Consider the following 19,154-nt stretch of genomic DNA (forward strand, 5'->3'; position numbering starts at 1 on the left):
CCAATAACCAAGAGAAAAATCATTGATGAATACTGAGATAGCGTTATCCGCCAGCCAGCAAAATAGCAATATTCTCCGCCTTGCCACCGCTCAGGCACTGGCGGGTGCCAACTCAGTTGTTTTTTACACCACGGGTGCGATTGTCGGTAATGCCATTGCCCCTGACCGCACGCTGGCTACCCTGCCGATAACGGTGTTTGTTTTGGGGATGGCCGCCTGCATTCTGCCGTTCGGCGCGCTGGCTAAAAAGCAGGGCCGCAAAGCCGTGTTTATGGCGGGGACAGGAGCCGGTATCGCCACGGGGCTGACTGCCGCGTTGGCGGTGGTCATGGGTTCTTTTTTGCTGTTTTGCCTGGCTGCATTTATGGGCGGAGCCTATGCCGCAGTAGCGCTCTCGTTTCGTTTTGCGGCGACGGACGGCGTGGCGAAAGAGCGGCAAGCACGTGCCCTTTCTCTGGTCATGGGCGGGGGTGTGCTGGCTGGCGTTATCGGCCCGATGCTGGTCACCAGCACGATGAATTTCTGGCCCCCTCATACCTTTGCCATCACCTTCATCGCGCAAGCGCTGGTTGCCGCCGTATCCGCGCTGGTGCTGCTTGGCGTCACCTCACCCAAACCCGTAGCGCACACCCAAGCCGGTGGCCGTCCTCTGCGTGAAATTGTTCGTCAACCCGGTTTTTCCCGCACGGTATTTAGCGGTGCCGTTTCTTATATGGTGATGAATTTTCTGATGACAGCAGCGCCGCTTTCCATGCACATGCACGACATTTCCCAACACGCCTCGAATCTGGGTATCCAATGGCATGTGATTGCCATGTATGCGCCAGGCTTTTTTACCGGCAAATTGATCCACCACTTCGGAGCCAGACGTATTGGTGCTGCGGGTTTATTCATCACCGGGTTGTCAGTCATGGCAGGGTTGGCCGGAACCGACGTCATGCATTACTGGCTGTCACTGATTTTACTGGGCATTGGCTGGAACTTTGGTTTTACCGGCGCGTCGGCGAAAATCATCGACTATCACCGCCCGGAGGAAAAAACGCAGGTGCAGTCGTTTAACGATTTCATCGTCTTTGGCGTCATGATCGTCGGGTCCTTCTCCTCCGGCGCATTGCTGAACCTTTTTGGTTGGAATGCCGTGCTGTGGGGATCGCTGGTGCCGGTGATAGCGGCCTTTCTGACATCAGTGATGGTAAGCAGAGCCAAAGCGGCCTGACCCAAACCGCTTTGGTCATCCCCAGAGATTCATGCGTGATACCTGCACGGCGTTGCTCAGATGCCAATCACATTCTGTTCAGAGATAATAATCATTTTTCATTTTCGATACCGTGAATAAACACATTGGTTTGCCACAGACCGACAGTCCTTACATTTACGAAATCCTTTCATCTACCTGTTCATATGATGTTTTCTGACTGCCAGTACGCCCTGGGGGGGTGACAGCATAACAATGGCAGGCGTAGCCCTGCTAATTCCGATAAATAAGATAAAATTCTATATATTTGCTATTTGCACCACCACCGCCTACCCTCACTGAAAAGGGATAAGGGACAGAAGGATACTGACAGAGGATAACCAAAGAAGGCAGGAACGCAGGCGAAGGTTTCTGCTTAATACAAGGAGAACTCGTCATGAATTTCCACCCCAAATATGCCAGTAGCGAATTGCCGAATCCGGTCGAGGCTGTCGCCGAGTTTGCCAGCCAGATTGGCCACGAAGGCATTGATACCGTGATTTTCTTCTGTTCTCCAGACTACGACCTGGACGTTTTGGGCCGGGAGCTGAAGAACGCATTCTCCTGTCCCTGTATAGGCTGTACATCCTCTGGTCAGATTGGCACCAAAGGCTTCCAGCACTCCGGGCTGTTGGGGCTCGGATTGGGTGGAGGCTTTCGTACCCGCTTTTTCATGATTCACCCGTTGGTCAATTACACCTCGGTAATAGCCGATATTGCCGAAGCCATTCGCCTTGATACGGAGGCCAGGCCGAACCTAAATCGCTTCGGCCTACTGCTGGTAGACGGCCTTTCTATGGTTGAAGAGCGCCTGACAGCAAATCTCTACCAGCAGATAGGCAACGTTCCTATCATCGGTGGCTCTGCTGGCGATGACCTGCGTTTCGAAAAGACGCACGTCTATGATGGAAATGGACAATTCATTTCCGACGCAGCAGTCTTCGCCGTTATCGAGACCAGCTCGCCCGTCACCACCTTTAAGGTCCAGCACTTCGAACCCAGCGAGGTGGAACTCATCATCACCGAGGCCGACCCGGAGAAGCGACTCATCCTTGAGATAAACGGCGAACCTGCCGCTCAAGTTTACGCGGAGGCCTTGGGGCTCACGGTGAACGAATTGACACCAACCGTCTTTTCCCGCAACCCGCTGGTGCTTTCTTTCGGCGATGAACCCTACGTCCGTTCCATCCAGAAGTGGAACGAAGACCTCTCTCTCACGTGTTACTGCGCCATCGAAGAAGGGCTGATCATCGCCATCGGCAAAGCGGAGGACCCAGTCCAAACCTTCAAAGCGGCTTTTGACAAGGTCCGCGAGACCATCCCTGATCCTGCGGTCATCATCGGTTGTGATTGCATCCTGCGTCGCCTCCAGTTCGAACAGGAAGGACTTGAACAACAGATTGGCGACGTCATGATGCAAAATCGGGTAGTGGGTTTTTCCACTTACGGCGAGCAATATAACGGATTGCACGTGAACCAGACATTCACGGGCATCGCCATCGGAGGACAAGACGTTGACTGAAGAAACATTTTCCGAAACGTCCACGATGGGGCTGTCCGTCGCAGAATACGAGCGTAAGCTCGCCGCCCGGGACAAAACCATCGACGTACTCAAGCGCCGCATCGCACAAGAGGTGAGGCACAGTCACGCAACACCGTTTGCCATCCTGGAGCAGAACGTGGGCCTGGAGAAGGTGGTCGCCCGCAAGACCCTGGAGTTGGAGAACGAACGGCAAGAGTTAGAAAAAACCTTGACCGAGTTGCGCTTCACCCAGGCCCAGTTACTGCAGGCGCAGAAGATGGAGTCGATAGGCCAACTCGCCGCCGGCATCGCCCACGAAATCAACACGCCAACCCAATACGTCTGTGACAATGTGGGGTTCGTTAAGACCGCCACCATTTCCCTGCTCAGCTTGTTGGACTCTGCTCTGGCTCTGGCCGAGACGGCACGAGAAAAAATGAATGAAGACCCCACGGTGGTGGCATTCGACGCGGCCCTCAGGCGCACTAAAGTGGAGTTTCTACGCCGCCAGATCCCAAGCGCTTTAGACGAATCACTAGAAGGACTGGGTCATATAGCCAAGATAGTGGCAGCCATGAAGGAATTCTCCCATCCGTCTCATAACGAGAAGGAAATGGTGGATGTGCGCGAAATCATCAACACAACAGTAACCGTCGCCCGCAATGAATGGAAATACGTAGCAGAACTTGAGACACGCTTCGAGGAGGATTTGCCTCAACTGCCGTGTCTGCGCGACATGATTAGTCAGGCCATTCTCAATCTGGTAGTAAACGCCGCCCATGCCATCGCAGATACCATCCAGGAAGGCGTCAAAGAAAAAGGCCAGATCATCTTATCAGCGGCGCGGAACGGCGAGCATATGGAGATCCGAATCAAAGACGATGGCAGCGGTATTCCGGCAGGGATCCGCGACCGCATCTTTGACCCCTTCTTCACAACCAAAGCGGTAGGCAAAGGTACGGGCCAAGGTCTGGCCATTGTCTATTCGACCGTGGTAGACAAACATGATGGGCGGATCCGCTGCGAGTCGGAAGAAGGTGTAGGCACAACGTTCATCCTGCAACTTCCCCTTCACTGCCACAAAGAGGATTGTCCTGCATGCAAGTGATGTTCGTCGATGACGAAAGTCGGGTGCTCTCCGGTATTGAACGGGCCCTCATGATGCAAGACACCGACTGGGAATGTCGTTTCGCCAATAGTGGGCAAGAAGCGCTTGCGATGCTAGAGGAAAAACCGGCCGACGTGGTGGTATCCGACATGCGCATGCCCTTCATGGATGGCGCAGAGCTGCTTTCTAAGGTACGCAACCGCTGGCCCGGCACAATACGTATCATCTTGTCTGGCTACTCCGAACCTGAAGCCACCTTGCGCATGCTGGACGTGGCCCATCGCTTTGTACCCAAACCCTGCGACAGCACGGTGCTGCAAGCGATGGTAGGCAACGCCCTGGCCCTGCGAGACCGGTTTCAGAACCCAGATCTGGTCGATATAGTGGGCCGCACCAGCCAACTACCTGCAGCACCCAACGTGTTCACCGAAATGTGCCGACGCCTTGCTGACCCAAGCAGCGATACCCAGCAAGTCGCCAAGCTTCTGGGCCGTGATCCGGCCTTGAGCGCCAAGATTATGCAGCTTGCTAACTCGGCCTATTTCTCCAGAGGCGGTCAAATTAACGATATCGGCAACGCCATCACCCACCTGGGCCTGGATCAGGTGAAGCTGCTTGTCCTGTCTTCTCAGGTCCCGGCGGATGCGAAGACGGCCCCTTATGTAGACCAGCTACAACAGCGCGCCCTGCTCGCCTCCACCCTGGCCGCCCGCATTTCCGGCCACCAGGGACTAGAAGCGACCGCCGCCTTACTCGCCAACATTGCGCTGCTGATCCCCGAACTGAGGGAGCCCAACCATCAAGACACCACAACTCGCGGCAATATCTCCGTACAGGCTGCGGCAAGCGCGTATCTGTTGGCTTTGTGGGGGTTACCCATGGATATCGTGGAAGCTGTGGCGTGTCACCAGCAGCCATCCCGTTTCGCGAATAACGCCTTCGGCGTAGCTGGTACCGTACATGTCGCGGTCGCTCTTGCCAATAACAGCGACCTCGATCTGGACTATCTAGAACAAACTGGCGTGCTGAACAACCTGCCCTTGTGGCAGAACATGCTCGCCCACACGCAGGAAACGCTCAATGACTGAAACTGCCTTGCCCCGGGTGCTGTGCGTAGACGATGAACCCAATGTACTCGCCGCGATGGAACGTAACCTCTTTGGCGAATTCGATGTAGTAGTAGCTCACAGTGGTGAAGCTGGTCTGGACGCCGTTCGCTGGGGCAAGCGTTTTGCCGTGATCATGTCCGACATGCGTATGCCTGGCATGGACGGTGCCACTTTCCTATCCAAAGCGCGGGAAATCTCCCCCGACAGCGTGCGCATTCTTCTCACCGGGCAGGCCGATGTGGAATCCTCCATCGCGGCCATTAACAAAGGGGCCATCTTCCGCTACCTCTGCAAACCTTGCCCCAAGGAGGATCTGGTTTCAACGCTTAACGACGCCGTCAGCCAGTACCGCCTAATCTGCGCGGAAAAAGAATTATTGGAAACCACCCTTACCGCCTCGGTCAAAACGCTGACCGACGTACTCGCTATGGTTGCTCCATGGGCTTTCCAGCGGGCAGCTTTCGCCCAGTCTTGTGTCCGCCACGCACTGCCCAAGCTAGAGTGGCCCGATGGCTGGATATACACCATTGCCGCCTCATTGAGCCAAATCGGCTGCGTTGGTATCCCCATCGACATCGTCCAGGCCGATGCAGCTCAGCGCGAGCTATCGGAGGACGAGAAAAAACTCCTTCTGGAGCACCCGGATGTCGCCGGTCGTCTGGTAGAACACATTCCCCGCCTTGAGCTGGTAGCCCAGATTATCCGCCACCAGGCCAAGACGGCCCCGTCCACCGCACCCACAGAGGTTATCCGCGGTGCTCACCTCTTGCGTGCCGCTCTCGAGCTGGAACGCCACGCGGCCCGGGGACTGGGTCTGGAACACCCAGGGGAAATTCTGCGCGCGGTAAAGCCGCCGATCCCCGAGTACATCATCAAAACCCTGACTAATTTTCGTGCTAACGTGGCCGGCGTTCGCTCCGCACGCATTAGCGAATTGAAGCCCGGCTGGGTGGTGGATGAAGACATCCGGACCACCAACGACTTAATGGTGCTCACCAAAGGCCATGAACTCACTGACACCGCGATTTCCGCTCTTCAGCGTCTTCTCGCTGTCAACGCCGTCAAAGAGCCGATACGGGTACGTGGCGTTCCGGACACAGAGCCGTTGTGAGTCTGGGTATGTGTTCGTCGTGCACAGCTTATCCTGAGAAAGCGCCGCTATGGCGCTTTCTGGTTTATACACTCAGTTACCCTTGGTTTACAAACTGCACACCTACCCAGTTTCATTCAGGGCTAAAATATTCGTAATATATCAAACAAAATAGTTTTCAGCGGATGCCCTTTATGTCCTACTCCATCGGCGAATTTGCCAGACTCTGCGGTATTAACGCCACGACACTCAGGGCATGGCAGAGTCGCTACGGTCTGCTCAAGCCGCTGCGCACCGAAGGTGGGCATCGGTTATATAGCGATGCGGATGTCCAACAAGCGCTGAAAATCCTCGACTGGGTAAAAAAAGGGGTTCCGGTCAGCCAGGTCAAACCGTTGCTGGAACGCCCGCAAGCGCGGCGAAGCAATAACTGGGCGATCTTGCAGGAAACGATGCTCCTGCGCCTTAAAGAAGGACGCATCGAATCGCTGCGCCAGCTTATCTACGACACGGGCCGCGAATACCCCAGGCCGGAAATGGTCGATGAGGTGCTACGCCCGCTACGACGCCATGTATCGGCCAATACCCCCGCCATGATGACGCTGCGCGAAATACTCGATGGCCTGATTATTTCCTACACGTCGTTTTGCCTCGAAGGTGACAGAAAAGCGCCTGGCGACAATTACCTGATTGGCGGCTGGCAATTGACTGACCCGTGCGAAATCTGGCTGGAAGCGCTAAAACGCACCGGACAGGGTCACCGCATTCATGTCCTGCCGATCTCTCCTGCCATGCCTGCACCGGAAATTTTCCCGGACAGACAATGGTTGCTGGTCACCAGCGGGAAGCTCACCGTGGCGCGAAAAAAGCAAATCGACAAGTGGCGTGAACACGTGGCGTCACTGGAGATTATCTTATTACAGGCCACTTCCGTCGCCTAAACGCTGCCTTACCCGTGCTGAAAACCCCTGCCGCATTCGTCTACCGCCAGCGTTTCACGGTTAACGACTCACGTGGACAGGGTATCCCCCGACAAGTCACCTCTCATAGTCACCTCTCATTACCCATCAAAACCATCGATTCTGATTAAAATTTAATTCATTGATTTTAAGTGATTAAAAAAAATAACTTCGAAAAAACTTAGACAAAAATTTAAGTTTGTGTAAGTTTTATATCTATACCACGTTGATTCAGGATTGCCCTAGATAAGGGTAACGCGCATGAGCACACTACAACCTGTATTCGATGAGTTTGCTGACTTTTATGCCTCGCTGGCTGCCCAACCTCTGGAGAGGCTGTCTGCGCTCTATCACCCGGATGCCGTACTGACCGATCCATTTGGACAGCATCAAGGGCTACCAGCCATCCAGCGCTATTTCTCGTACCTGCTGGAAAATACCCGCTACTGTTATTTCATCGTTGATGCCCCACTCTTCGACACCGGGCGCTTCGCCGTGAGCTGGACGATGCACTGGTCACACCCGCGTATCGCGGGGGGAAACATGCTGTCTTTGGCAGGCTGCTCCCTCATCGACGTACAACACCAACACAGCCATCACCACCACCATCAACAACAAGCCCGTATCACATATCAGCGTGATTACTACGACGCCGGAGAAATGCTCTACGAACATCTTCCGGTGCTGGGGTGGGCTCTTCGCCACGTGAAGAAGAAGGTTCGCTCATCATGACAACCGTACTTATTACCGGTGCCAGTTCGGGGATTGGCGAAGCGCTGGCGAAATCCTGGGCCGATGATGGCCACACCGTTATTGCCTGCGGCCGGGATATCGATCGCCTCACTGCACTGTGTCAGTACAGTCCGCATATCACCGTTCGTCAATTCGATATGACAAATAGTCAGGCTTGCCATGCGGCACTGGCTGACTGCCACGTCAATCTGGCTGTGCTCTGCGCCGGTACCTGTGAATATATCGACCACGGTATTATCGACCCGGAGCGGGTATCACGGGTTATGAACATCAATTTCATCGGCCCAATCAATTGCCTGTCAGCCTTACAAGGGCAACTGGCTCCCGGCAGCCGTGTAGTGCTGGTCAGTTCCATGGCGCACTGGCTCCCCTTCCCGCGGGCAGAGGCATACGGCGCGTCGAAAGCCGCGCTGAGCTGGTTTGCTGAAAGCCTGCGGCTGGACTGGGAACCCAAGGGCATCGCCGTCACCGTCGTTTCGCCAGGTTTTGTCGATACCCCGCTTACCCGTAAGAACGATTTTTCGATGCCAGGCCTCGTCACCGTTGAACAAGCAGTAACGGCGATACGACGCGGCATTACGGCAGGGAAATCACATATCGCCTTTCCAGCCGGGTTTGGCGCACTACTGCGTCTGCTGTCGTGGCTCCCCGGTATCGCTCAACGCGCACTGCTGCGCAGGATGGTAAGACCATGAAAATCGCTATTATCGGCAGTGGCATCGCCGGGTTGACCTGCGCATGGCGGCTGGCCGGGCATCATGACGTCATCATGCTGGAAGCAGGCCCCACCCCTGGTGGTCACACCGCCACGGTGGATGTCACCACGCCCTCTGGTACCTATGCCATCGACACCGGTTTCATCGTCTATAACGATCGCACCTACCCGCGTTTTATGGGGCTATTGAGCGAACTGGGTATCAGCGGACAGAAAACGGAGATGAGCTTTTCGGTGCATAACCCGACGAGTGGACTTGAGTATAACGGCCACTCACTGCGCTCACTGTTTGCGCAGCGCAGCAATCTGGTTAACCCTCGATTTTGGGGGCTGTTAAAAGACATCGTCCGGTTCAATCGTCTGGCGAAACAGGCGGTGGCGCAACCGGTCGGTGACGACGAAACACTGCACACCTTTTTGTCACGCCACAAATTTAGCGCCTTTTTCGCCCGTCACTATATTTTGCCGATGGGGGCGGCGATCTGGTCCTCTTCCTTGCAGGAGATGCGCCGTTTTCCACTCGCCCTGTTTTTGCGCTTTTTTGAAAACCATGGGCTGCTGGATATTACGCAGCGCCCGCAGTGGTACGTGGTGCCCGGCGGCTCGCGGGAATACGTTCGCGCCCTGCTCAGCCAGTTGGAAAACCGCTTCACGCTTTGCGTCAACTCGCCGGTGCAACGCGTCGTACGCCACGATCAGGGGGTGGATATCAGCCTGGCGGACAACACCATGACCGTCGATCAGGTGATTTTCGCCTGCCACTCCGGGCAGGCACTTGCCCTGCTTGATGAACCCAGCCGCGAAGAGAGAGAGATTCTGGGGGATATCGGCTGGCAACGTAACGAGGTGGTGTTGCACAGCGATAAACGCTGGCTACCGGTGCGGCCCGCCGCCTGGGCCAGTTGGAACTATCGCCTGCCTCACGACGATCAGGCCAGCGCCTGTGTCACCTACAACATGAATATTTTACAAGGGTTGCCGGAAGGCAGCCCCTTGTTCTGCGTCACCCTCAATCCTGACTCCCCGATTGATGAGCGCGATGTGTGGCAGCGTTTTGTCTATGAGCACCCACTGTTTACGCCGAAAAGCTGGCGGGCGCAGTCGCGGCGCGCCGACATTAACGGCCAGCGACGTAGCTGGTTTTGTGGGGCTTACTGGTACAACGGGTTCCACGAAGATGGGGTACGCAGCGCGCTGGATGTAGTTAAGGGCATCGCCGATGGGAGGAACGATGAATAGCTGTCTCTATCGCGGCGTGTTGCGCCACCGGCGTTGGCAGCCGCGCGTGCATCAGTTTTGTTATGACGTCTTTCTGGCGTATCTGGATCTTGACGACCTGGATAATCTGCCGTCGTTAGGCATCCGCCGTAATCAATTTGCCACCGTCGCCTTTTACGACAGCGACTACCCGCTGGGTACGCCGCTCAAAGAAAACGCCCTGAGCCGACTGGCGGCCCTGACCGGCGAACGCCCTGACGGCAAAGTGATGCTGTTAACCCAGTTGCGCTATCTGGGCTTTCATTTTAACCCGGTGAACTTTTATTACTGCTTTGACGCCAGCGAAACCCTGTGCTGGATCCTGGCTGAAGTGCGCAACACCCCGTGGAATGAACGTCACTATTACGCGGTTAACGCGCAAGAGACCCGCCCCATCGCCAAAGCGTTTCACGTTTCTCCGTTCAACCCGATGGATATGGTCTATCACTGGCGGTTTAACTGCCCCGGTAAAACGCTGCATATGCATATCGAAAATCATCAAACCGTGGATGAAAACCAGCAGGATGAAAAAATATTCGATGCCACGCTGACGCTATCGCGTAAGCCATTAACCCCCCTGCACTTGCGCCAGATGCAAATTAGCATCCCCGTCATGACACTGAAGACTGTGGTGGCGATTTACTGGCAGGCGCTGTTGTTGTGGCTCAAGCGTGTGCCGATTCATAACCACCCCACCAGCAGGAGTGAACGCTCATGACTGACCCCGTTTTTGCGCTTGAGTCCGATGTGCCGCGCACAGCAACGATTCGCTTTGCACGCTGGCTGTTGTTCCGCCTGTTGGCGGGTATACAGCAAGGTTCGCTGACCCTCCACGAAGGCAACCAGAGCGTCCATTTTGGTGATACCGCCTCACCCCTGCGTGCCGAGGTCAACATCCTTTCACCCGGTATTTACGCACGCCTGCTGACCGGCGGTAGCATCGCGGCGGCGGAGTCCTGGATGGAGGGTGAGTGGGAAACCGATCAGCTCACCGAACTACTGCAGATCATGGCCGCGAATGCTAGCGTGCTGAGTCGGCTGGAAAATGGCTTTCGTATTGTGGGCCAACCCTTTCAGCGACTATGGCACTGGACGCGTCGCAATCGTCGCCAACAGGCACGTGAGAACATCGCCGCCCATTACGATCTGGGCAATGCGTTTTACCAGCAGTTTCTTGATGAGGGACTGCTCTATTCCAGCGCGTTATTCACCCCCGACACGCCGGATCTCGCCAGTGCGCAGCAAGCCAAAATGCGGCGTTTATGCGAAGAGCTGGCACTGACGTCGGACGATCACCTGCTTGAAATCGGCACCGGCTGGGGGGCGCTGGCGGAGTTCGCGGCACGTCATTACGGCTGCCGGGTCACGACCACTACGCTCTCTCAGGAGCAGTATCACTATGCGCTAACACGTATTGCCCAGGCAGGCCTGCAAGACAGGGTGACTGTGCTGTTGTGCGATTACCGCGATCTCACCGGTCAGTTCGACAAACTGGTGTCAGTCGAAATGATCGAAGCGGTCGGCAAAGCGTTTCTGCCACAGTTTTTCAAGACCTGTCAGGCACGCCTGCGTTCGGGTGGGAAAATGGCGATTCAGGCCATCACCATTCAGGATCAGCGCTATCACGATTACAGCAAAAGCGTTGATTTCATTCAGCGCTACATTTTCCCCGGTGGCTTTTTACCCAGCGTCACCGCCATCAGTTCCCTGATGACGCGCCATACCGATTTTGTACTGCGTAACCTGTTCGATATGGGGCCGCACTACGCCCAAACGTTGGCACACTGGCGACAACGCTTCCTGCACGCCTGGCCGGAGATAGAACGACTGGGGTTCGACACCCGGTTTCGTCGCATGTGGTTGTACTACTTCGGCTACTGCGAAGCTGGATTTAACGCGCGCACCATCAGCGTGGTGCAATTGACCGCCGAGCGGGTGTGACATGCAGGCGCTACGGATGGGCAGGGAGGCAATGACGAAACAGCACGTGCCCTTGCTGGCCTGGCTGGTTGCCGCGCTGTATCTCACCTCAGCACAGGCTGCCGATTGGACACACTGGCGCAACGTCGGTGACGCGACGCTGCGCTTCGGCCCGTTTTCGGTATATCGCTCGCAGTTGCGTACGCCAGATGGACGCTACAGCGGACTGCAACAGGATCAGGCGCTGATTATTACCTATCAGCGGCATATTGACAGTGAAACGCTGGTCGACGCCACACGTGAACAGTGGCAGGCGCTGGGAATTCTGGACAGAGAACCGCAGAGCGAAGCGTGGCTGCACATGCTGGCGCAGTTATGGCCCAGTGTGGATGACGGGTCGCAACTGGCTTTTGTGACCAGCAACCGGCAAGGGCAATTCTGGTATCGCCCCTCATCGTCGCAGGGCCAGTTTATGCCGCTTGGCCCGGTTCAATCCGCCGCTTTTAGCGCGTGTTTTCTGTCCATCTGGCTGAGCCCACAGACCCACTATCCCGAATTACGCCAGCAATTACTTGGGGGTGAACGATGAAACGCTTTTTGCTCTTCGTATTGACGATGACGATGCTGCTCACCGGTTGTAGCACAGACATCACCGACTACCGCAGCCAGCAGCCACGCTTCGATCTCTTCCACTATTTTCAGGGCCAGACGCAAGCCTGGGGAATGGTACAGGACCGCCACGGTAAACAACTACGCCGCTTTCACGTCGCCATTCGTGGTGATGTCGCGGGCGATACGCTGACACTCAACGAACAATTTATCTATGACGACGGTGAACGCCAGCAACGCGTCTGGCATATCCGCCGGGTGGGCGATGATCGGTATGAAGGCACTGCGGGAGATATTGAAGGGGTTGCCTACGGCCAGGCATCAGGCAATGCCTTTCACTGGCAGTACAGCATGAACGTCAAGGCAGACGGCGCAACCTGGCTGCTCAACTTTGATGACTGGATGTTCCAGCAAGACGACAGCCACCTGTTCAATAAAACAGAAATGACGAAATTCGGCCTCACCGCAGGTTACGTCACCCTGTTTTTCAGTAAAGGGGCAACGCCATGAACAATCACCCAGAAAATAATCATGCCATGACAGGCAGCATCGACAGCAAACCCGTTCTGGGTATTAGCGGCTGTCTGACTGGCTCAACGGTACGCTTTGACGGCGGGCATAAACGGCTGCGTTTCGTGATGGATGAACTGTCGCCGTGGATAGCGTTCAGGCCCGTCTGCCCGGAAATGTCTATCGGCCTGCCGGTTCCTCGTCCGGCGCTGCGCCTTATTCAGACTACCAGCGGTGATATCCGCATGCGTATGAGCCATGACACCCAGCAAGACATGACGGAAAAAATGGACGACTTCACCGCCCGGTATCTGCCGACTATCGGGAATCTTGCCGGGTTTATCGTCTGTGCCAAATCCCCCAGTTGCGGCATGGAACGGGTAAGACTGTACGATGAGCAAGGCCACCGTGGCCGTAAAGCAGGCGTCGGGTTATTCACCACCGCCCTGATGAAAACCTACCCCTGGCTTCCTGTCGAGGAAGATGGTCGCCTGCACGACCCGGTATTACGCGAGAACTTCGTCGAGCGTTTGTTTGCGTTGCATGAGCTTAACCAGTTGCGTGCCGGTGGATTAACCCGCCACAACCTGCTGGCATTCCACAGCCGCTACAAACTCCAGTTGCTGGCGCACCATCAGGCCGGTTACCGCGAGATAGGCCCTTTTGTCGCCCGCCTCCACGAGTGGGACGACCTTGATGCGTTTTTCATTGCCTACCGTTACAAACTGATGGCGATCCTCCGGCAACCCGCTTCGCGTAAAAACCATACCAACGTGCTGATGCACATTCAGGGCTACTTCCGTAAACAGCTTAATAACCGCCAGCGCGCAGAGCTGCGCGAGGTGATTATTGGCTATCGGGCAGGACGTCTGCCCATTCTCGCGCCGATTACACTGCTCAAGCACTATCTGGCGGAACACCCTGACAGTTACCTGTTGACACAAAACTATTTTGACCCCTATCCGCAAGACTTAGGATTGCGTTTAGCGGTCGCATGATTATCAATCACAAACTTATCAATAACATATTATCAACAAGAAGAAGGTCCCTGGCCGTCAATACATGGCGGCCAGAAAACGAGTCCGGTCACACTATCGACAACACCTGCAATTTAAAACCTGACGAGTATATGATGTCGTGATCACTGCCAAAAAAGAGAACGTGCTATGCAACATATCATTGAGGGTTTCCTCAGCTTTCAAAAAGATATATTTCCTCAACGCAAGGAACTCTTCCGCAGTCTGGCATCCAGCCAGAATCCTAAAGCGCTGTTCATTTCCTGCTCCGACAGCCGTCTGGTACCAGAACTGGTTACCCAGCAGGAACCCGGACAGCTGTTCGTTATCCGTAATGCCGGTAACATCGTGCCTTCTTTCGGTCCGGAACCCGGCGGGGTTTCCGCTACGATTGAGTATGCGGTTGTCGCGCTGGGCGTTACCGATATCGTCATCTGTGGTCATTCCAACTGTGGAGCGATGAAAGCCATCGCCTCCTGCCAGTGCCTTGACCCGATGCCCGCCGTGGCACACTGGTTACGTTACTCGGACGCCGCGAAAGCGGTAGTGGAGAAAAAAACCTGGGATAATGAAACCGATAAAGTGAATGCGATGGTGGAAGAAAACGTCATCGCACAGTTGAATAACATCAAAACTCACCCTTCCGTCGCTGTCGGCCTGCGTGACAACGCGCTACGCCTGCATGGATGGGTATACGACATTGAGAGCGGGGTCATTCGCGCGCTGGATAAAAACAGCAAGACGTTCGTTTCGCTGGCTGAAAACCCGCACGTTTATTTCGAATAACCCCTCTGGTAGTCAGTAAACTTGCCCTGCGGCCTGCCGGCCCAGGGCATGAATTCCCCTCTTTCCTCTTCCTCATAGTCATCCATAGAAAAATACAAAATTAAAAACACCGAAATATAATCACCCATCCTGAAAAAAGCCGTTTTAAATAATCGCACCCACCAGCAAACCTTCTTTTATTATCGATTTAATTGTTTCATGAAAAATATAAAAACGAGACAGACAGATAAAACAACACCATAGGATGAATAACACAACGGTAGGATATATCTCATATATCACCACTGACATATCACTGTCATTATGACAATCAATGATACCCATTAAAAACACACATAAAAAAGCAGAATAAATCCCGTAGCGCCTGTTATCGCATTTAATTTTATAAAAAAATGAGTGGAATTATTTTCACTCGTTACACCCATTAACACGACTATCTCCACTAACACGATAGTTATCAGCATTTTCATGCTAATACCAGGAGCATCATGTATATGTCACTGTCTCGAAAAGTCTTCAGCAAATATTATACAGCCTATGCCATTGTGTTAACTCACCCTCGGCCTGTCATTCGCCGCGGGATTATCCCTCTCGTGGCGTTACTCTTTGTTTATACCCTGGCAGTGAAAGCAGAACCGTTCGATAGTGTGGTGGTTTTTGGTGATAGCCTGAGCGACGCGGGGAACCTCTCGCAGGCGTTAGGGCTTGGTGTTTCCCGATTTACGACCAACCCCGGTGAAAATACAGTGATGTACGTTGCCGATGGGCTGGGCCTGTCTGCAACCGATTCCACTTCGGGAGAGAGTAATTATGCCTGGGGTGGCGCGGGTATTCTCAATAATTATTCGTTGGGTGTTTTTTTCTCACCGACTATTCAATCTCAGGTTGACAGTTACCTGAAAAATAATCGAGCCAGCGCATCAACCCTTTATCAAATGTGGGGAGGCTCCAATGATATCTATGCCATTTATGAATCAGCCCCCTCGACAGCCACGTCGGAAATTATCCCGGTCGCCAACGCTGAACTGTCACTACTGAATAATCTCTATGAAGCCGGTGGGCGATATGTCGTGGTGTATAACCTTCCCAATCTTGGCGCGACACCTGATGGCGTCAGTCACAACCTGCAAAATAAATATCGTGAAGTGGTTAATCAATATAATCAGACATTAAATGCCGGGCTAGCCACATTAAGCCGACGGGGGCTCAATATCATCCCGGTCAATACCTATGCCATTCTCGCTGAAATCATGGCCAACCCGTCAACCTATGGCATTATCAACACCAGTAGTGGCGCGTGTAACGCCCTCTCATCCCTTATCTGTGAACCTGGCGATTACGCCAGTGGTACGGAAAATACCTATCTTTTTGCTGATACAGTCCATCCCACAACCGGGGGGTACAAGATGCTGGCCAGCATCGTACTCTCTGAAATTGCCGCACCCGGTAAAATTTCATTACTGAGTAAAGGTCCACTCGCCGCCACAGCGTCCCAGTACCGTTTATTACACAATGAAATTCTGGCTGATACCGATGCCAGTGACACGCGGATATTTGTGAGTGGCGATGACAATCATGCCGGATCAAGTAGTACCTCACCGTCCAGCACAGGAAATAATCGCTTTATCTCCCTCGGCGGTGACGTGAAATGGAGCGAGAATCTTAACACTGGCGTAGTGGTAACCCAGTCTCACCAACGCACGAACGGGGATGACGCGGGCTACACACTGTATGACGGCAGCCTCGCACTTTACGGGGTTTATCATCAGGAGCACGCCTGGCTGAGTGCGTTCGCCAACACCGGACGTTCCAGCTTCGATAATGCTTATCGCACCCTTCATATTGGCCCGGCTAATCGTCGGGAGTCTGGCTCAGTAGACGGGTATCATGTTGGCGGTGGTATTGATGGTGGCTGGTGGTTCAATCTGGGCCCCGTCAAAACCGGCCCCTTTGTCCGCCTTGAACGTCAGTTCGTTAAGGTCGATGGCTACAGTGAACGCGGTGATGACAGCTCCGCCATGTGGTTTTCATCACAACATCGTCAATCTCTGGTTTCCAGTCTTGGCTGGCGAGTGCAGGCGTTATGGAACCTGTCCGGTTTAGGAATCAGCCCTTTTGCAGACGTGGCCTGGAATCACGATTATATGACCCATCCCCCGCAGATAACGGCCGGGCTGAACACCATGAACGGTGCTTTCACGATGCCAGGTGCGGCTTCAGAGAAAAACTGGGGCACGGCCAATGCCGGGGTCGCGGTCGATATCACCCCCCAATGGCATACCTGGTTGCAGTATTCCAGCCAGTTTGGCGGTAATACCCGAAAAGAGGACTATGGCGTCAGTGCCGGTCTGGCCTATGCGTTCAAATAAGGCTCCAGCCCGACGCGCTCCCGCCACGCAAAAGAGATCAATATCACAAAAAACACGGTCGCGGAGATGCACCTTCGAGATTGGATATTCATTCTCAACCCCTGGTAGGTCACACCTAGAACAATTAATTATTTTTGATAACAATCTGACAAAAGCAGAGGCGAAATTTTTAGAAGAAAAATTAATAGGTATGCATGGTGGTGCAAAATATATGAATTCATTGACTAACCTACTAAATAAAATTCGATCATATAGTCCATCTAATCCTAATACAGCAAGCTATAAAGTTGCCGGTGATAATTCATCATAGGGAAATGAAATATTAAAGGATGCGCTATCTATAACAAGGGAGAACACATGAGTAAAAAATATAATAAAGGGGATGTATTCGTCATCCCAATGAATAATGAAAAATCCGCTATCTGTCAGATAGCATGTGCCTTTAAAGGTCGATTTAAGAAAGCATTTTCTTTTGGCGTTATTGGAATTCAAGCTGATTGCAGTATGCCAAACGATAGTAAATTCTTAACATTTAAAAATTCAAGAGGAGAGTTTAACATTATATTTTTATCGCCAGAAAATATAAAAAATGGTGATTAGGTAATCATTGGAAACATCCTGCTAACACAAAAAAAGAAACGTTCAGGATTTATCAGAGTGCAGGTAATTTATATCAATACGATGAATACATAAGGGCTCTTAATAAAGAGGAATATAATAGTTTTAATGTGATGGGTGTGGCTGGATATGAACGGGTTCATCAATATTTATCTCAACACTAATTACTAAAACAAAAGGGATCATGATGCTCCTTTTTGTTCTACTTTATCTATAAGTTATCCATCGCAACTTAATCTCTGTTACTCAGTTTTCCATACTATATAACCTGTTCGACGGCGACTGGGAAACGGATTTTGTCACCAGCAGCCAGAACGGTACCCCGCAAGCGCTGTTCGCACCGAACGGCACCCTGCGCTGGCAGCACACAGTACTGGCCCAATCACATCACTGTTTTTATCATTCGATGCACTTTCTCATTTCTTCAACCGTAGAAGTGAGATATATCAACGGGACGACCAAAGTAACTATCAGATCAGGATGAGACGAGACATGTTTTCAAAATACTATGACGTTGAAGATAGCCATATCGATTTCCAGGGCGTCGTCGATGGCCTCTATTACCCATTCTATATGGAATGGACACGCCATGCGTTCATGAAAGAATCGTTGGGTATTGATATCGAAGAGGAGTTTAAGCAAGGGAAAGTCTACATGGTACTTGAGTATTCCCTGCGCTTTCGTAAAAGCCTGCAAAAAGGCGATCGGCTAGAGGTTACCTGCCAGTTAGAAAAAAATGAGAAGCGTAACCGCGTCAACTTCGTTCAACACATTAAGGTTGATGGCACCACGTATGCAGAAGCCACATTTGTGGCAACCTGTCTGAGTCATGGTCGCCCGTCCATGCCTGAAGCGGTAACCAATGCGCTAGCGTTGTTGTAATAGCGCGTGTTGCCTCCTGTCACCTGTCATCGGTGCGGGTACATGAGGAGGCGACAGTCCCTGCCAGAACACAATATCAATCTCTTCGACTGAAGCGTGAGGGATGGAACGATTTGCAGATCATTACCCTGTGGGTGAATTATCCCCCATGAGCATCACACCAATGCACCGGAAAGAATTCTGTTGAAAAATAAGATTCCACTTTAGCGTATTTAATGTTTATCAATTTACTATCAGTGCAAGCAGAGATAAGACAGTCCTTCGAAAATATTCCTTCACGTTTCCCTCCGGGTTAATTTTACTGTTCGATATTGCGACCTTTTTATTGATACTTTTCATTTCATGGTTAAGTCCATGCCTGACGGCTTTAGGAACCACCATCATCAGAACAAGCCAAAAACAATTAACTACCAATAGGAAAATAATAACTCACGTAATATCTGTAAGTCGTTTTGTTTTTCCTGGAGATAATTTAACTTAGTTAAACAAACTTTAATACATTCTATACGAATGAGGGATCATTCCTAATCATTCCGTCATATTTAATAAACCTACGTTGTATTTAATAATGGGGTTGTTAGTATGCAACACGAGCGTTACCGCTTTTTGTTTTGATTTACGTTCCTGCGCCTTTATCAAAACAGGTAACTCTGAATTTTTCAAAAGGATGTGTCAGATTAAATAGGGACTAATTCAT

18 protein-coding genes are annotated in these 19,154 nt (G+C 52.6%); all 18 read left to right on the forward strand.

The features are described from left to right. The first annotated feature begins 25 nt into the window (after positions 1 to 25). The 18 genes from DD586_RS14955 (at position 26) to DD586_RS15040 (ending at position 18,457) form a co-directional block, all read left to right on the forward strand. A complete protein-coding gene (locus DD586_RS14955; protein WP_012885670.1) occupies positions 26 to 1,216 on the forward strand; it encodes an MFS transporter in 1,191 nt (396 codons plus the stop codon). A gap of 415 nt (positions 1,217 to 1,631) precedes the next feature. Next, positions 1,632 to 2,756 (forward strand): FIST N-terminal domain-containing protein, encoded by a 1,125-nt coding sequence (locus DD586_RS14960; protein WP_012885671.1) that lies wholly within the window; start codon positions 1,632 to 1,634, stop codon positions 2,754 to 2,756. Then, positions 2,749 to 3,864, forward strand: coding sequence for a sensor histidine kinase (locus DD586_RS14965; protein ID WP_012885672.1), 1,116 nt, complete (start codon positions 2,749 to 2,751; stop codon positions 3,862 to 3,864). Before DD586_RS14960 ends, DD586_RS14965 begins: the two co-directional genes overlap by 8 nt. Beyond that, positions 3,855 to 4,952 (forward strand): HDOD domain-containing protein, encoded by a 1,098-nt coding sequence (locus tag DD586_RS14970; protein WP_012885673.1) that lies wholly within the window; start codon positions 3,855 to 3,857, stop codon positions 4,950 to 4,952. The genes DD586_RS14965 and DD586_RS14970 overlap by 10 nt, the downstream gene beginning before the upstream one ends. Then, on the forward strand, positions 4,945 to 6,084 hold the full coding sequence (locus DD586_RS14975) for a response regulator (protein ID WP_012885674.1): 1,140 nt from the start codon (positions 4,945 to 4,947) through the stop codon (positions 6,082 to 6,084). Before DD586_RS14970 ends, DD586_RS14975 begins: the two co-directional genes overlap by 8 nt. Before the next feature lie 173 nt (positions 6,085 to 6,257). Beyond that, positions 6,258 to 7,004 (forward strand): MerR family transcriptional regulator, encoded by a 747-nt coding sequence (locus tag DD586_RS14980; RefSeq protein ID WP_012885675.1) that lies wholly within the window; start codon positions 6,258 to 6,260, stop codon positions 7,002 to 7,004. A gap of 279 nt (positions 7,005 to 7,283) precedes the next feature. Then, positions 7,284 to 7,754: a nuclear transport factor 2 family protein gene (locus DD586_RS14985; RefSeq protein ID WP_012885676.1), complete on the forward strand. Its 471-nt coding sequence runs from the start codon at positions 7,284 to 7,286 to the stop codon at positions 7,752 to 7,754. Next, positions 7,751 to 8,470 (forward strand): SDR family NAD(P)-dependent oxidoreductase, encoded by a 720-nt coding sequence (locus DD586_RS14990; RefSeq protein WP_012885677.1) that lies wholly within the window; start codon positions 7,751 to 7,753, stop codon positions 8,468 to 8,470. Before DD586_RS14985 ends, DD586_RS14990 begins: the two co-directional genes overlap by 4 nt. After that, a complete protein-coding gene (locus DD586_RS14995; RefSeq protein WP_012885678.1) occupies positions 8,467 to 9,729 on the forward strand; it encodes an NAD(P)/FAD-dependent oxidoreductase in 1,263 nt (420 codons plus the stop codon). Before DD586_RS14990 ends, DD586_RS14995 begins: the two co-directional genes overlap by 4 nt. Beyond that, a complete protein-coding gene (locus tag DD586_RS15000; RefSeq protein WP_012885679.1) occupies positions 9,722 to 10,465 on the forward strand; it encodes a DUF1365 domain-containing protein in 744 nt (247 codons plus the stop codon). Before DD586_RS14995 ends, DD586_RS15000 begins: the two co-directional genes overlap by 8 nt. Further along, positions 10,462 to 11,688, forward strand: coding sequence for an SAM-dependent methyltransferase (locus DD586_RS15005; protein WP_012885680.1), 1,227 nt, complete (start codon positions 10,462 to 10,464; stop codon positions 11,686 to 11,688). Before DD586_RS15000 ends, DD586_RS15005 begins: the two co-directional genes overlap by 4 nt. A 31-nt stretch (positions 11,689 to 11,719) precedes the next feature. Continuing rightward, positions 11,720 to 12,256 carry a chalcone isomerase family protein gene (locus tag DD586_RS15010; RefSeq protein WP_041164545.1) on the forward strand — a complete coding sequence of 179 codons (537 nt, stop codon included), beginning with the start codon at positions 11,720 to 11,722 and terminating at the stop codon, positions 12,254 to 12,256. Next, complete coding sequence (locus tag DD586_RS15015; protein ID WP_012885682.1) at positions 12,253 to 12,786, forward strand: DUF3833 domain-containing protein; 534 nt, start codon at positions 12,253 to 12,255, stop codon at positions 12,784 to 12,786. The genes DD586_RS15010 and DD586_RS15015 overlap by 4 nt, the downstream gene beginning before the upstream one ends. Before the next feature lie 38 nt (positions 12,787 to 12,824). Beyond that, on the forward strand, positions 12,825 to 13,784 hold the full coding sequence (locus DD586_RS15020) for a YbgA family protein (protein ID WP_041165056.1): 960 nt from the start codon (positions 12,825 to 12,827) through the stop codon (positions 13,782 to 13,784). Positions 13,785 to 13,952: 168 nt separating this feature from the next. Next, a complete protein-coding gene (locus tag DD586_RS15025; protein WP_012885684.1) occupies positions 13,953 to 14,588 on the forward strand; it encodes a carbonic anhydrase in 636 nt (211 codons plus the stop codon). A 593-nt stretch (positions 14,589 to 15,181) separates the two neighbouring features. Continuing rightward, positions 15,182 to 16,957 (forward strand): autotransporter domain-containing protein, encoded by a 1,776-nt coding sequence (locus DD586_RS15030; RefSeq protein ID WP_228669700.1) that lies wholly within the window; start codon positions 15,182 to 15,184, stop codon positions 16,955 to 16,957. Positions 16,958 to 17,314: 357 nt separating this feature from the next. Continuing rightward, positions 17,315 to 17,557: an Imm26 family immunity protein gene (locus tag DD586_RS22305; protein ID WP_012885686.1), complete on the forward strand. Its 243-nt coding sequence runs from the start codon at positions 17,315 to 17,317 to the stop codon at positions 17,555 to 17,557. 510 nt (positions 17,558 to 18,067) lie between these two features. Beyond that, positions 18,068 to 18,457: an acyl-CoA thioesterase gene (locus tag DD586_RS15040; protein ID WP_012885687.1), complete on the forward strand. Its 390-nt coding sequence runs from the start codon at positions 18,068 to 18,070 to the stop codon at positions 18,455 to 18,457. Positions 18,458 to 19,154: the final 697 nt, after the last annotated feature.

This window comes from Dickeya parazeae Ech586 (assembly GCF_000025065.1).
GTDB lineage: Bacteria > Pseudomonadota > Gammaproteobacteria > Enterobacterales > Enterobacteriaceae > Dickeya > Dickeya zeae.